20 protein-coding genes are annotated in these 13,548 nt (G+C 59.3%); 9 read left to right on the top strand and 11 right to left on the bottom strand.

Going from position 1 to position 13,548, the window contains the following annotated elements; translation table 11 throughout:
* Positions 1-9 precede the first annotated feature (9 nt).
* The 3 genes from GS614_RS09050 to GS614_RS09040 form a co-directional block, all read right to left on the bottom strand.
* A complete protein-coding gene (locus GS614_RS09050) occupies positions 10-645 on the bottom strand; it encodes an HAD family phosphatase (protein WP_171726065.1) in 636 nt (211 codons plus the stop codon).
* Positions 646-734: 89 nt separating this feature from the next.
* Positions 735-1,292, bottom strand: coding sequence for a 16S rRNA (guanine(966)-N(2))-methyltransferase RsmD (gene rsmD, locus GS614_RS09045; RefSeq protein WP_171726064.1), 558 nt, complete (start codon positions 1,290-1,292; stop codon positions 735-737).
* Positions 1,289-2,500: an NAD(P)/FAD-dependent oxidoreductase gene (locus tag GS614_RS09040; protein WP_171363442.1), complete on the bottom strand. Its 1,212-nt coding sequence runs from the start codon at positions 2,498-2,500 to the stop codon at positions 1,289-1,291. Before GS614_RS09040 ends, rsmD begins: the two co-directional genes overlap by 4 nt.
* Positions 2,501-2,599: 99 nt before the next feature.
* Between GS614_RS09040 and GS614_RS09035 the strand changes: the two genes are divergently transcribed.
* The 4 genes from GS614_RS09035 (at position 2,600) to GS614_RS09020 (ending at position 4,122) form a co-directional block, all read left to right on the top strand.
* Positions 2,600-3,085, top strand: a complete 486-nt coding sequence (locus GS614_RS09035) for a peroxiredoxin (RefSeq protein WP_171726063.1) — start codon at positions 2,600-2,602, stop codon at positions 3,083-3,085.
* A 102-nt stretch (positions 3,086-3,187) separates the two neighbouring features.
* Positions 3,188-3,433: a glycine zipper 2TM domain-containing protein gene (locus tag GS614_RS09030; protein WP_152459414.1), complete on the top strand. Its 246-nt coding sequence runs from the start codon at positions 3,188-3,190 to the stop codon at positions 3,431-3,433.
* Positions 3,434-3,444: 11 nt separating this feature from the next.
* Positions 3,445-3,792 carry a hypothetical protein gene (locus GS614_RS09025; protein ID WP_170346724.1) on the top strand — a complete coding sequence of 116 codons (348 nt, stop codon included), beginning with the start codon at positions 3,445-3,447 and terminating at the stop codon, positions 3,790-3,792.
* A gap of 21 nt (positions 3,793-3,813) precedes the next feature.
* On the top strand, positions 3,814-4,122 hold the full coding sequence (locus tag GS614_RS09020) for a hypothetical protein (RefSeq protein WP_171726062.1): 309 nt from the start codon (positions 3,814-3,816) through the stop codon (positions 4,120-4,122).
* On the opposite strand, the gene GS614_RS09015 is transcribed toward GS614_RS09020, so the two are convergent.
* The 4 genes from GS614_RS09015 to GS614_RS09000 are packed head-to-tail and all read right to left on the bottom strand — an operon-like array spanning position 4,119 to position 6,861.
* The gene (locus tag GS614_RS09015) at positions 4,119-4,412 is read right to left on the bottom strand and encodes a 4a-hydroxytetrahydrobiopterin dehydratase (protein WP_152459417.1); all 294 of its coding nucleotides are present in this window, start codon (positions 4,410-4,412) and stop codon (positions 4,119-4,121) included. The genes GS614_RS09020 and GS614_RS09015 overlap by 4 nt on opposite strands.
* The gene (locus GS614_RS09010; protein WP_171726061.1) at positions 4,409-5,596 is read right to left on the bottom strand and encodes a GNAT family N-acetyltransferase; all 1,188 of its coding nucleotides are present in this window, start codon (positions 5,594-5,596) and stop codon (positions 4,409-4,411) included. Before GS614_RS09010 ends, GS614_RS09015 begins: the two co-directional genes overlap by 4 nt.
* A gap of 45 nt (positions 5,597-5,641) precedes the next feature.
* Positions 5,642-6,409 carry a glycerophosphodiester phosphodiesterase family protein gene (locus GS614_RS09005; RefSeq protein WP_171172044.1) on the bottom strand — a complete coding sequence of 256 codons (768 nt, stop codon included), beginning with the start codon at positions 6,407-6,409 and terminating at the stop codon, positions 5,642-5,644.
* Positions 6,406-6,861: a RidA family protein gene (locus tag GS614_RS09000; RefSeq protein ID WP_152459420.1), complete on the bottom strand. Its 456-nt coding sequence runs from the start codon at positions 6,859-6,861 to the stop codon at positions 6,406-6,408. Before GS614_RS09000 ends, GS614_RS09005 begins: the two co-directional genes overlap by 4 nt.
* 345 nt (positions 6,862-7,206) lie before the next feature.
* Between GS614_RS09000 and GS614_RS08995 the strand changes: the two genes are divergently transcribed.
* Complete coding sequence (locus GS614_RS08995; RefSeq protein WP_171726060.1) at positions 7,207-7,977, top strand: VacJ family lipoprotein; 771 nt, start codon at positions 7,207-7,209, stop codon at positions 7,975-7,977.
* The gene (locus GS614_RS08990; protein WP_171363445.1) at positions 7,967-8,566 is read left to right on the top strand and encodes a phospholipid-binding protein MlaC; all 600 of its coding nucleotides are present in this window, start codon (positions 7,967-7,969) and stop codon (positions 8,564-8,566) included. The genes GS614_RS08995 and GS614_RS08990 overlap by 11 nt, the downstream gene beginning before the upstream one ends.
* Positions 8,567-8,669: 103 nt before the next feature.
* On the opposite strand, the gene fliP is transcribed toward GS614_RS08990, so the two are convergent.
* Genes fliP through fliF form a run of 4 tightly spaced genes read right to left on the bottom strand, consistent with a single transcriptional unit; the run spans position 8,670 to position 11,857 of the window.
* Positions 8,670-9,398 carry a flagellar type III secretion system pore protein FliP gene (fliP, locus tag GS614_RS08985; protein ID WP_171117115.1) on the bottom strand — a complete coding sequence of 243 codons (729 nt, stop codon included), beginning with the start codon at positions 9,396-9,398 and terminating at the stop codon, positions 8,670-8,672.
* A complete protein-coding gene (locus GS614_RS08980) occupies positions 9,398-9,685 on the bottom strand; it encodes a FliM/FliN family flagellar motor C-terminal domain-containing protein (protein ID WP_152459423.1) in 288 nt (95 codons plus the stop codon). The genes fliP and GS614_RS08980 overlap by 1 nt, the downstream gene beginning before the upstream one ends.
* Positions 9,678-10,274: an ABC transporter ATP-binding protein gene (locus GS614_RS08975; protein WP_171726059.1), complete on the bottom strand. Its 597-nt coding sequence runs from the start codon at positions 10,272-10,274 to the stop codon at positions 9,678-9,680. Before GS614_RS08975 ends, GS614_RS08980 begins: the two co-directional genes overlap by 8 nt.
* Positions 10,274-11,857 carry a flagellar basal-body MS-ring/collar protein FliF gene (fliF, locus tag GS614_RS08970; RefSeq protein WP_171726058.1) on the bottom strand — a complete coding sequence of 528 codons (1,584 nt, stop codon included), beginning with the start codon at positions 11,855-11,857 and terminating at the stop codon, positions 10,274-10,276. Before fliF ends, GS614_RS08975 begins: the two co-directional genes overlap by 1 nt.
* Positions 11,858-11,976: 119 nt before the next feature.
* On the opposite strand from fliF, the gene fliL reads away from it, so the two are divergent.
* The 3 genes from fliL to GS614_RS08955 are packed head-to-tail and all read left to right on the top strand — an operon-like array spanning position 11,977 to position 13,541.
* Positions 11,977-12,474 carry a flagellar basal body-associated protein FliL gene (fliL, locus tag GS614_RS08965; RefSeq protein ID WP_171726057.1) on the top strand — a complete coding sequence of 166 codons (498 nt, stop codon included), beginning with the start codon at positions 11,977-11,979 and terminating at the stop codon, positions 12,472-12,474.
* Positions 12,475-12,483: 9 nt separating this feature from the next.
* The gene (locus GS614_RS08960) at positions 12,484-12,960 is read left to right on the top strand and encodes a hypothetical protein (protein WP_171726056.1); all 477 of its coding nucleotides are present in this window, start codon (positions 12,484-12,486) and stop codon (positions 12,958-12,960) included.
* The gene (locus GS614_RS08955) at positions 12,957-13,541 is read left to right on the top strand and encodes a MotE family protein (RefSeq protein ID WP_171172053.1); all 585 of its coding nucleotides are present in this window, start codon (positions 12,957-12,959) and stop codon (positions 13,539-13,541) included. The genes GS614_RS08960 and GS614_RS08955 overlap by 4 nt, the downstream gene beginning before the upstream one ends.
* Positions 13,542-13,548 lie beyond the last annotated feature (7 nt).

Raw genomic sequence — 13,548 nt, 5'->3', positions numbered from 1 at the left:
AAACGCGGGTCAAAGTCCCAACACCCCATGCGCCTGTGACATGTCCGTGATCACCTCGGCCCCCAGATCCGCCAGCTTTTCACCGCCGCCATGAGGCGCATAAGCAAGGCAACGCATGCCGGCGCGGATCGCCGCCGTGACACCGCTGTGACTGTCTTCGATCACTACCGGAGCCGTTGCGCCAAAGTGCTCGGCGGCCAGGCGGAACATCTTTGGGTCCGGCTTTCCGGTGCCAAGCACATGGGCCGAGAACATCACGTCTTTGAAACGGTCCCAAAGCCCGTTCTGACCCAGAGTGATCTTCATCTTGTCCGGGCTGCCATTCGACGCGACGCAACAGGGGATACCCTTTTGATCCAGCCCCGCAAGCAGGTCTGCGATACCGGGGACCAATGGCACACCTGCGCGCAGGCGGTCATAGGTTTCGGCATAGATCTGATCTATCCAGTCTTCGGGCAGAACGGCACCCATCGCGCGGGCCTTGTCCCGCACCCCCACCATGGTTCCGCCCACGAACATGGACATGCATTCACGCAGTGCCAGATGCAGGCCATGATGCGCCAGATTGTCCACCAGCACCTGGTTCGAGATCACCTCGCTGTCCACCAGAACGCCGTCGCAATCGAAAATGACAAGATCGTGCATATGGGATTCCTGCTGTACCTCGCGCTCGGCCTATCCAAGCTGTCCCGTCATTGCAAACACAGGCCGCCGGCCAAACCGCGCGGATCGTCTCAGCCTGGCACACCTTTCCACATCAAGGAAATATGCGTGTCGCCATATTTGCGACTGTCTTGCAATGTGAACCCGGCCGGCGCCTGCATCGGGGCGTTTTCTTCCCAAACCAACAATGCATCATCCGCGATCCAGCCATTGGCCAAGGCGGCGACGGCCTTCTGCCCCATGGATTTCCCGTAAGGCGGGTCCAGAAAAACCAGATCGTATGGCGCGCCGGGGTTGTCGCCCAACCGGGTCGCATCGCGGCAGACCAAGTCGGTACGGTCGGCGCTGCGGGTCAGGTCGATATTCTTGCGTATCAACCCCTGAGCCACCCGCCCGTCATCGACGAAGGTGACATGCGACGCCCCCCGCGACAGCGCCTCGAGCCCCAGCGCCCCGGTTCCCGCGAACAGATCCAGCACCCGCAAACCGTCAAAATCGATCTGGTGGTTGAGCACATTGAACAGGCTTTCACGCACGCGGTCGGTGGTGGGGCGCAGATGCGCGCCCGCGTCACCCTTGCCGACCGGGGCGAGGGCGCGGCCCCGGAATTCTCCGGCTATGATCCTCACGACTTGAGCAGCGGTTTCAGGTCCGCGTTCGGGTCTGCCACGACTTCGGGATCAGCGGTCTTGCCCATTTCGATCAATCGCTTGCCGACCATGTATGCCCGCGGGTCATTCATCGCATCCACAGCAATCAGCCTGTCGCCCTTGTAATACCAGAAGGACACGGTCTGACCCTCGCCCTTGCGGGTCACCACGCGGTCATATCCGGTGTTCAGGCCCGCGATCTGAAGCTTGACGTCGTACTGGTCCGACCAGAACCATGGGGTTGCCACATAATCCTTGGCCGCGCCCAGCATGTTCTGCGCCACGATTTCGGCCTGGTCGATCGCGTTGGGGACGCTTTCCAGACGGATACGCCCTTCGCCATGGGGGAAAGAGGCGCAATCGCCCGCCGCCCAGATCGACGGATCAGACGTGCGACCATGGGCATCGGTTTTGATGCCGTTGTCCAGTTCGAGCCCTGCCATCTCGGCCAGTTGGGTAGAGGGGGTGATGCCCACACCGACCACCACGAAATCAACGTCCAGCGTCGTGCCGTCCGTCAACACGGCCCCCACAACCCGGCCATTTTCGCCGATCAGACGATCCAGCCCGACGCCTTCGCGGATGTCGGCACCGTATTCGCTGTGCAACGCGCGGAAATACGCGCTGGTTTCGGGCGCAGCGACCCGTTGCAGGATGCGGTCGGCCATCTCGACCAAGGTGACCTTGACGCCGCGTTTCGCGCAGACGGCGGCGGCCTCGAGCCCGATGTAACCGCCGCCCACGATCAACGCGCGGGCGCCTTCGGTCACTTTGGGTTCCATCTCGTCAATATGGGCCAGGTCGCGCACCACGTGCACGCCGTCCAGATCGCCTCCGATGGCGGCAGGCAGACGGCGCGGATCTGACCCGGTGGTCAACGCCAGTTCGTCATACGGGATGACTTCGTCCCCAACAGTGACCGTTTTGGCCTTGGGGTCGATGCCGGTCACGCGCTGGCCAAGCCGCAGAGTGATGTTGTTTTCGGCATAGAAGCTTTCGGGTCGCAGGAACAGGCGCTCCAGCTCCATCTCTCCAAGAAGATAGGCCTTGGACAAAGGCGGGCGCTGATACGGCAGATGCGGCTCGGCCCCGATCAGAGTAATCTCTCCGTCGAATCCGTCCTTGCGCAACCGCGCCACCAAGGACGCTCCTGCCTGACCCGCGCCAATCACGACAATATGGCTCATGCTTTGCCCACCCTGCAGTTTTCCCGTGGTCTCTCAGATTTGACCACCTATATTGCGGCTTAGCCCAATTCTGCAAATCCAAACGACAGGAGCTGAAAAATGATTTCAACAGGAGACACTCTGCCCGAAGCCACACTGATCCAGATGGGGGCCGACGGGCCGGAGGAAGTTCGGATTTCGGACAAGACAAAAGGGCGCAAGGTTGTCATCTTCGCTGTGCCCGGCGCCTATACCGGCACATGCACCTCCGCACATGTGCCAAGCTTCATTCGCACCAAAAAGCAGTTCGACGACAAGGGCGTGGACGAGATCATGTGCCTGTCGGTCAACGACCCGTTCGTCATGCAGGCCTGGGGTGAATCCACCGGCGCGACCGCGGCCGGACTGACCATGGTTTCAGACGCGGCCTCAGAATTCACCAAAGCCATCGGCATGGATTTCGACGCCCCGCCCGTTGGCCTGTTCGCGCGCTCGAAACGGTATGCGATGCTGGTCGAGGACGGCAAGATCACGGCCCTGAACCTGGAAGAAAACCCCGGTGCCTGCGGGATCTCGGCGGGTGAAGGCCTGCTGGAGGTGATCTGAATTTGGCCGGCCCCGGTCTGTCCGGGGCCGCGTGAACCCAATTTAACTTGAAGCACTGCCTCAATGCGCGAATACTCGTCGCACAAAATTGGGGAGATTTTTATGAAACTTAAGGTATTTTCATCCATCCTGACCGGCGCAGCGCTTTTGGCAGCCTGCGGTCCGGCCCCAACCCCGCAACAGCAAGCCGCACGACAGCACGAGATTGCCTGCCTCAGCGGCACATTGGGCGGCGCCTTGATCGGCGGTGCAATCGGCAACCAGTTCGGCGGCGGATCGGGCAAGACGATCCTGACCGCAGCCGGCGCTGCCGCCGGTGGCATTGAAGGCCAAAGATTTGCATGCTGAGGAGATTGGACATGAAACGGGCGATTTTTGTATTCACAGCTGCATTCCTGGCCTCGGCCACCAATGCCGAAACCGTGGCCGAGCTGCATGAAAAAGAATTGAATGCCATCGACGCAAACAATGACGGGTTCCTGTCCAAAGACGAGTTCGACGCTTTTTCGGACTATGCGTTTCAGGCCATGGACGAAGACAAGAACGGCACACTGGGTCAGGCCGAGGCCAAGCCGTTTCTGGACATAAAGCAGTTCCAGAATGTTGACCGCAACAAGGACAGCTTTATCTCAAGATCTGAATATGATGCACAGATGAATGAAGATTTCGGCGCGGCAGATCAGAATGGTAATGGTCAACTGGACTAAGCCCGCTTGAAGGAGCTTGCTATGAAGAAATGGATCGGAATGGGTGCTTTGGCACTGGCCGCGGCCTGTGACGTTCCGGAAGCTCCCGTGGTGACGGGGCCTGACGGACAGGCCCGCATCCAGATCAATCCGTCTGGCCTGACCTGCTATGAAAACCGGTGTCTGGATATCAACCCAGCGGCGCGCAGCGTGCGCCAGATCGGGAACAAGACCACTGGCATCCCACGGTCCATCGATGTCAGCGATGGCACCGTCACACCTGCGGAATTCAAGCAGATGGGCACGGCTGCGTCGCTTGCCGGTGGCCAGGGGTCAGGCAACGACCGCTAGCACAGACTGTCCATCTTTCGAGCCAGCTTAGCGTCCAGTGACGACAGGCCGCCTACGTCATGGGTGGACAGGACCACCTCGACCGTGCGGTAGACGTTGGACCATTCTGGATGATGGTTCCATTTCTCGGCCCAGATCGCCACTTGCGTCATCCAGCCAAATGCGTGCACGAAGTTGTCGAAAATGAAGGTCTTGGTGATCGCGTCGCGGCCTTCGACCATGGTCCAGCCGTTTTTGAACAGCGGATCCAGCAGCGGGCCACGGGTCTCGGCGGACAAAAGTTCAGTCATTGCTGTTCCTCCGGGTTCGATTTCCTGAACGGGCCGTAATCCGTCAGAATCTCGATCTCTTCTCCCACTGCGCGGCCTTCGGCGTCCAGATATTTTTTGACGGCATCGGCAAAACCCGGATCGCCGACCCAGTGCAAGCTATGCGTGCGCGTCGGCAAATAGCCCCGCGCCAGCTTGTGTTCGCCCTGAGCGCCCGCTTCCACCCGGGCCAGACCGTGGGCAATGGCAAAGTCTATCGCCCTATAGTAGCACAGTTCGAAATGCAGGCAGGCATGATGTTCGATGCAGCCCCAATACCGCCCAAAAAGCGTTTCGCGGCCTATGAAGTTCAGCGCACCCGCAATGGCATGACCATCCCGTTCAGCCAAAAACAGGGCCATGTCATTCGCCATCGTCTCTTGTGCGATGTCAAAAAACCGGCGCGTCAGATAGGGTGAGCCCCATTTTCGCGCCCCGGTGTCCTGATAGAACCGCCAAAACGCATCCCAGTGTTCCGGGCGCAGGTCATCGCCCGTCAATGTGCGGATTTCACCGCCAAAGCCATTGGCCTGCGCCCGTTCCTTGCGGATGTTCTTGCGCTTGCGTGAGGACAAGGCCGCAAGGAAGTCATCGAATTCGGCGTAGCCATCATTCAGCCAGTGAAACTGTTGCGAGCTGCGAAGCATTAGCCCCATCTGCTCACCCGCCAATGCCTCGGCTTCTGTACAGAAGGTCACGTGAACCGAAGAAACCTGATTGTCGGCCGCCAGTTGAACGGCACCCTGCACCAAAGCCGACATTCCGATCCTGTCATAGCCCGGGCGCACCAGAAACCGCCGCCCGGTGGCGGGTGTGAACGGCACCGCGATTTGCAGCTTGGGATAATACCGCCCGCCTGCGCTTTCATAGGCATGGGCCCAGCTGTGGTCAAAGATGTATTCGCCCTGGCTGTGCGATTTGGCATACATAGGGGCCGCTGCGATCAGGATCCCGTCAAGAAAGGCGGTCAGGTATTGCGGTTGCCAACCCGTACCGCGCCCGACCGAGCCGCTTTCCTCAAGCGCCAGCAAAAAGCGATGCGTGGTGAAGGGATTAAGGGGCCGTCCACCATCGGCGGCCTCGGGGCAGGCGCAGGCATCCCACTCGGCCGCTGAAATCCGCGACAGAGACCCAATGACCTGAACTTCGATTTGGGCCTGATCCATGTTTCCTCCGCACCAGCCCTTTATCTGTGACCGAAGCGGCAAGGTTCAAGCTGAATGCGCAGCCAGATACCCTTCGAAGGTCACATTGTCGGCAACCATGCGGGCCTCTGCCTCTTGTTCGGGCGTTCGGACAGTCCAGCACAGGATCGGCACGCCTTGCGCCTTCAGTTCGGCCACACGCGGGCGGGAAAGATCTTCCGCCTCGTGGCTGATGAAACCGGCCCCGACACGTTCAAAATCAGGAATGTCGCGCAGGGTGTCGCAGACGTCTTGCGGCAGAAGCTCGACACTGGGCTCATAGGCGCAAGTCGTGATGCCGCGCGGCAGGTGCGGGGCCAGCCGCGCCAGTTCCGCAACCGAGTTTGGATTGAAGGACATCAGGGCCACCGGGCCGTCATAGCCCTGCAATGCGCGCACGGTGTCGTGCTCGAGGGCACCGATATTCATACCCATAATGCCGTCCTGATCCTTCAGCTCGATTAGAAGCGGCACCCGGCCTGCGACCATATCCAGCACTTCATCCAGCGTTGGAATGCCGTCATCACCATACAGAAGGGTCAATTCGGACGCCGCCGCCGCCGACACCTGCCGGATCGGCCCGGGCTGGCCGGTCAGACGCCCCATGTCGTAATCATGGAATACGACGGCACGATCATCAGATGTCAGCTGAAGGTCGATCTCGATCCCGTATCCGGCATCAATGGCGGCACGAATGGCCGCCCGGCTGTTTTCCGGGCGGTTTTTCGAGACGTCATGCAGCGCCCGATGAGCAATCGGGGCCTGCAAAAACGCAGCTGGCAGGGGCGGTATCATTCGATCTCGAAAATGCCTTCGATCTCGACCGCCACGCCCAAAGGCAGCGACGCAGCACTTACGGCAGAACGCGAGTGGCGACCGGCGTCGCCCAGCGCTTCGACCAGGAAGTCGGATGCACCGTTGATCACTTGCGGCTGCGCAGTGAAATCTGCGGTCGAGTTCACGAAACCGGTCAGCTTGATGACACGCACCAGTTTGTCGATATCTCCGCCACAGGCCGCCTTGACCTGTGCCAGCAGATTGATCGCGCAGACCCGCGCCGCTGCGGCTCCGGCCTCGACATCCATGTCATCGCCCAGCTTGCCGGTGATCAGCTCGTCTGATTTCGATATCTGGCCGGACACGTACACGATATTGCCCACACGTACATACGGCACATAATTTGCCGCTGGCGCGGGTGCGTCGCCCAGCGTGACACCGAGGCTTTCCAATTTTGCAGCGATGCTCATTGAGAGGGTCCTTCCCTGATTGACTCTGCCGGACGCTAACCGGGAAGCACATCCGTGGAAAGACGGAATGCGGCAAATTCCGGCTTGCATGCGATCTGAGCATATCTTTACTTATTATGACTTGCAGATGCTCAATTGCTTTACCCGGACCTGACGAACAGGTTACACGCTAGGTGTTTCATTTGAGACCTGAAACGACTATGTGACAAGAACTTGTGCCTTACCGGCGTGTTAGTATTGGTGAATTGTGATTGTTGGCCCGACAGAACGGATGTCGGGCATTTGGGAGAAGCAAAGATCGTGTCGAGCAGATTTTGCCTGAAACACCTGGTTGTCCTGTCACTCATGGCCATTCTGTCCGCCTGTGCAACGACACCGCCCGAGGGCGCCTCACGCAGCGAAGTGTTTGACCCTTACGAAAACGCGAACCGGGGAATTCACAAGTTCAATCTGGGCGTTGACCGGTTTCTGTTTCGACCTGCGTCGAAAGGGTACGTGAAGATCGTTCCTGATCCCATGGTCACAAGTTTCAGCACATTCGCAGAAAACATCTCGCTGCCCGGACAAGCGGTCGACTATCTGCTTCAGGGCAACCCGAAACAGATGGGCAATGCGCTGCTGCGCTTTGTGATCAACATGACCGTGGGCGGCTTTGGCCTGTCCGCGCCCGCAGATGAGCTGAACCTGCCGCCCGTCGATACTGATTTCGGTGAGACCCTGCATGTCTGGGGGGTCGGTGAAGGGGCTTATGTTGAACTGCCTTTCTATGGCCCGTCGACCCAAAGGGATGCCATCGGGGTCGTGATCAACCTGTTCTCGAATCCGATCAATTTTACCCCGGTCCGGCCCGCTGACAATCTGGGCGTCTATGCCGAAGTCGTTCGCCGCATGGGCGATCGTGGGCGGTTCTCGGATACCGTGGACTCGATTCTGTATGAAAGCGCAGACAGTTACGCGCAGGCCCGCCTGATCTATCTGCAAAACCGCCGCTTCGAACTGGCAAGAGATGACGAAGACGCCTATCTGGATTTGTATTCCGACCCCTATGCCGAAACCGGTACAGACCCGGTCAGGGACCCCTATTTAGACCCATACGAGGACCCCTATGCTGAATAACGAGTTGAACCGCCGTAGCTTTGTCGCAGCTGGTCTGGCCTTGGCGGTCCTGCCCAAATCCGCATTTGCCCAGACCGAGGCATCAGCCAAGGCACTGGTCAACAGTGTGGTCAACGACATCAACAGGGTTATCGCATCGGGCAAGTCAGAGAATGCGATGCTGCGTGATTTCGAGAAGATCTTTGTGCAATATGCCGACGTCCCGATCATGGCGCGTTATGCCCTCGGTGCCGATGCCCGCACGGCCACCCCATCCCAGTTGAAGCAATTCACCAAGGCGTTTCAGGGCTATATTTCCCGCAAATATGGTCGCCGCTTCCGCGAGTTCATCGGCGGTGAGGTCAACGTGCGCAATGCCCGCAAGATCAAGGCCGGATATGAAGTGCGCACAATGGTCAAGCTGCGCGGCTCGGCGCCGTTTGATGTGACGTTCCTTGTTTCGGACAAGTCGGGGCGTGAAAAATTCTACAACATGTTCATCGAAGGCGTGAATCTGTTGCTGACCGAACGCACCGAAATCGGCGCGATGCTGGACGCGCGCAAAGGCAACCTGGACCAGTTGATCAAAGACCTGAAAAAGACGGGTTGATCCGTTTCACTTGCGACCAGGCATTGAATTACGCCTTTGACAACAGTGGGGCAGAGGCGCCTGACCGCCTGTTTTTTCAGCGCGCCGCGGCTACATGTCGAGCTCACGGCATGTAACTGCGCACCAATGCGCCCGCAATCAGAGCCCACCCGTCGGCAATCACGAAAAACGCCAGCTTGAATGGCAAGGATACGATGGCCGGTGGCACCATCATCATGCCCATCGACATCAATACAGCAGCCACGACAAGATCGATGATCAGAAACGGCAGGAAAATCAGAAACCCGATCTGAAACGCCCGTGCGATTTCCGACAGCATGAAGGACGGCATCAAGACCGACAATGGCGCTTGTGCGGACAACTCCATAGCCTCACCACCGGGGCGCAAAGCCGCCATGGCATAGAACGTGTCCGCATCCAGTCGGGCCGCCATGAAGGCGCGGAACGGCTCTAACGCGCGCTCCAGCGCTGGTTCCACTTCCATCGTCTCTTCCATCATCGGTCGTATCCCTGTCGCCCATGCTTCTGAAAACACCGGGTCCATGATGAAATAGGTCAGGAACAACGCCAGGCTGACCAACAGCATATTGGGCGGAGATTGTTGCAGGCCAATCCCTTGCCGCAGGATCGACAGAACGGTGATCAGGAAGGGAAAGCAGGTGATCATGATCGCCAGCCCCGGAGCGATGCTCAGTACTGTGATCAGCAGAATCAGCTGGATCGTCCGGGCGGAAATCGACCCGCCCTCGCCCAAGGACAAGGTCAAATCCTGGGCAGCGGCCAGTGAGGGCGTCAACACGGCCACCAAAGCCAGGCAGATTACATAGCGCATCAACCGATTCCGTTGTGCAAATCCGCAATCTCGGTCAAGCGCACTGCAAGCTGCCCTGCCTGATCGCCTTCCATTTCTTCCAACAGCCCGCGCGCCACCAACTGATCCCCAACATAGAGGTCAACCGGGTCTTCGATCCGTTTGTCCAGGGTCAGCACGGCATTCTCTCCCATGTTCAACAGGTCCTTGATCAATGGGCGCGCACGACCAACGGAAACGGTCACTTCAATCGGGACCGAGTCGAAGGGGTTGGGTTTTTCAGATTTCGGGATCTGGGTGTCATTCATTGGACAAAGCCTCTCTTGTCTCAAAGACATAAGCGTCAAAGGTCTGTTCGATGGCGGCGAGCAAAGCGTTGCAATCAACCTCACGTCGGCTCGTGCCGACCTGAAGGCGGGCCTGACCCGGCTCCAGTTCAGAGTGTTCGATCACCTGAGGAGTGGAATGCAGATCTTGCGGCAACAGCGCTGCGACACTCTCGGCACAACCCGGCGGCACCAAAATCTGCATCGGCTGCTCTATCCGCGAACGCGCCATTTCACAGAGTTGCTCCACGATGCGGGCTGCAAGGCCGCGCTCGGCCATCTCAGGCAGTACGGTCTGAACCAGGCTGGTGAACATGGGCTCCAACGACAGGGTCATGCGGGCGATGGCTTCGTGATAGGTGAAAGACATATCCTCAAGCGACCTTGCCAATTCAGCCGAAATCTGGCCGCGGCTTTGCTCCTGCGCCCGCGAGGCATCTTCCCAACCGGCCCCATACCCGTCTTCGAAGGCAGCGAGCCGTTGCTCTTCCAGCGTGTCCTCATTCAAGATCAGAACAGGCCCCGTACCGGTCTGGGTGGTGAAATCCTCAAGAAGATGGGCAATCGACATCACACCCGCTCCTCACTTTCTTCAAGCCAACTGCGCAGGATCTCGACAGTTTCTTCCTGCTTGTCACCGATCATAGCGCGCAGCCGGTCGACAGGATCCTCCGTGGCGTTCGAGCCGAGAGCCGGAACACCACGCTCTGCCGGCAGGGTCGAGAGCTCTGCCGGTTCCTCCGGAGCGATTTCACCTGTCAGTGCCAGGGTATCCGAATCCGCCCCTCCTGCCGCCGCCAGCAGCGCCGGTGTCGGTGTCGCATTCGTCAGGATCGGGCGGATCACGAACAGGGCCAGCACGAGCGAAACCAAAGCCAGCACGGCCATCTGTATCAAGGACATGACGTCCAGATGGACGTTGTGCCAGAGCGACGACGATACCAGGGTGCCCTGTGGTTCGACCGACGGCAGATCCATGGATTTCAGTGTGATAACGTCCCCGCGCGCCGCATCGTACCCGACTGCCGACGCCACGAGCTCTTCCAGAGCGGCCAGCTCTTCCTGGGGCAAGGGCGTGAAGACTTCGGCACCAGAGGCGTCCACTGATCTTTTCCCATTGACCAGAACTGCAACCGTCAGGCGCTTGATCGCGCCGGGAGCCTTATGAACTTCCAACTCAGTCTCGGAGACTTCGTAGTTCACCCGCTCACGAGTCTGGGTAGCCGTCGAGTTCGATTCGTCCCCGCCCGCCGCATCGCCATCCGGCAGGTTCGACGCCACGGTGACATCCGATGACTGGTTTCGGGCGCTGTCCGAACGTTCTTCGACATCCGTGCTGATCGCCACGCGGCCTTTGGGGTCAAAGCGCCGCTCGCGAATGGATTCCGTCTTGGTTTCGGTGTCCACACTGACCTCGACCACGGCATTGCCTGTACCGACACGCGCCTCGACCAGACGCAGAACACGTTCCCGCAACTGGCGCGACTTGTCGTCCGCAGTGTCCGCAGGCGCTGCGGTATCCTGCCCGCCAATCACGGCCCCGTGCGAATCAACCACCGTAACGTTCTCGGGCGTCAGGCCGCTGACGGCCGAGGCAACGAGGAACCGGATGGCCTTGGCCTGATCCCCGGTAATTTCGGTCCCGGATGGCACGAGGTAAACCGAAGCCGTTGGCGACACGCTGCGCTGAAACGGGTTTGCCGTCCCGTTGGCAATATGGACGCGCGCCTGACTTATATGCGGGCTTCCGACAATCGTCCGCGCCAGTTCACCCTCTTTCGCGCGCCAATAGGCAGCATCGAACATCTGAGAGGTGGTGCCAAAACCGCTTAGCGAATCAAGCAGTTCGTACCCTTTGTTGCCGTTTGCGGGCAGGCCTTCGCTGGCCAGGGTCATTCGCAGCTCGTCGCGCTGCGCGCCGGATACGTAGATCGATCCGCCCCGGATTTCATATGTGACGCCGCGCTGGTCCAGCGCGCGTACTATTTCCCCGGCGGCACCGCTTTCCAGACCCGCATAAAGCAGCGTCATGGACGGAGCCGTCATGAGGCGCGACATGCCAAGGATTCCCAGAAACACCAGCGCAACCGCACCGGCGACGATGATTTGTTTACGCCTGTCCAAATTAGCCCAGACAGTTCCAATCTGCTGCACGCTCACCTCCGACTCGCCGGCATTCTGCCCGACGCACCCTCTGTTTGGACGATTGCTCTTAACAATCGGTTAGTCCCTGCGCGGTTATGACGGGGTCGGAACTGATGAATGAGGACGTCATGACCGACGCAACCGACGAACTGGCGGAACCCACCGGGAAAAAAGGGAAAAAGGGAATGCTGATCGGGATGCTTCTTGCCATCGCCGGCGCTGCGGGCGGGTATTTCCTGACGTCATCCGGATTGATTCCGCTGGGTGGCAAGGCCGCGGTTGAGGCCGGCAAGGACGAGGCGAAAGAGGAACCTGCCAAAGCGCTGGCGGATGTGGGGTTCATTGATCTGCCGCCGGTTGTTGTATCGGTGAATTCCGGCAATTCGCGACATTTGAAGTTCCACGCTCAGCTCGAAGTTAACGCGCCGTACATAGCTGATGCGAAAAAAATGCAGCCACGAATCATGGATGTCCTGAACGGATACCTGCGAGCCGTTGAATTGAAGGACCTGGAGGATTCGCTGGCATTGACGCGCATCCGAGGTCACCTGCTGCGACGCATTGGAATTGTTGTTGGCGAAGGGCGCGTTCGCGATGTGCTGGTGATGGAATTTGTACTGAATTAGGAGGCGGAATTGGAGCTGATTGCGGATATTTTTCTGGTCGCCGGTGCGTTGGGCGCGGGTCTTTATTGTTTTGTGCTGTCGCGCCGCCTCAGGCGGTTCACCGATCTTGAAAAAGGCGTCGGTGGCGCGGTGGCCGTGTTGTCGACCCAGGCAGAAGAGCTGAAGAAATCCCTGGACAGCGCGCGAAATGCCTCGGATCAATCGGGGGATCAGCTGAAGGCGCTGACGCAAAGGGCTGAGACCGTGGCTCAGCACCTGGAGCTGATGATGGCATCTCTGCATGATGTCATCCCCGAAGAAGAAACTGCCGCCCCGGAAACGGCAAAGCCTGTCCAAGACGAGCCCCAGCCTGAAGAGGAACAGGGCACCAAGCACGAGAAAGCAGCGGAACCGGCCGAAACTGGTGCGCGTGAAGAGCAACCCAAGGCGCCAGAGGGCCTGATGTTCTTCCGCCATGACCGCAAACAGAACGGGGCGCAGGCATGAGCCTTGCGCGCAACGCCAAACACGATACACGTCCGCGCGGCGGTGTGCTTGCTGTCATCTCATTGCTGATGATCGGCTCGGCAGCCATTCGCGTTGGCTTGGAGGCAGGACCCGCGCTCGCCAAACCGGCGACACCCGAAGCCGTGGAAAACAAGCCCGCCGCGTCCGAAACACGCGATGTTCAGGTTGTGCTAGCAGAACTTTTGCGCCGGGAGGAACGCGTCAAACAGCGAGAGGCTGAATTGCGCGATCAGGAAAAAGCACTGGAGATCGCAACCCAGGCCGTTGAAACGCGTCTGACGGCCCTGAAGGAAGCAGAAGATGCCCTGCGTGCCACGTTGGCGGTTGCGGACAAGGCGGCAGAGAACGATCTGGCGCGCCTGACGGATGTTTACCAGAACATGAAACCCAAGGACGCAGCCGCGTTGTTTGAAACTATGGACCCGACCTTTGCCGCAGGGTTCCTGTCCCGCATGCCGGCAGACGCAGCGGCTGGCGTACTGGCGGGCCTGAGCCCCGAAGCGGCCTATACGATCAGCGTTGTCATGGCCGGACGCAACGCCTCGGCCCCACAGGAGTAGTCCCCCG

Source organism: Ruegeria sp. HKCCD6604 (assembly GCF_013110635.1).
Lineage (GTDB): Bacteria > Pseudomonadota > Alphaproteobacteria > Rhodobacterales > Rhodobacteraceae > Ruegeria.
Note: the sequence above shows the minus strand (reverse complement) of the source record. Positions and strands in the feature narration are given on the sequence as shown.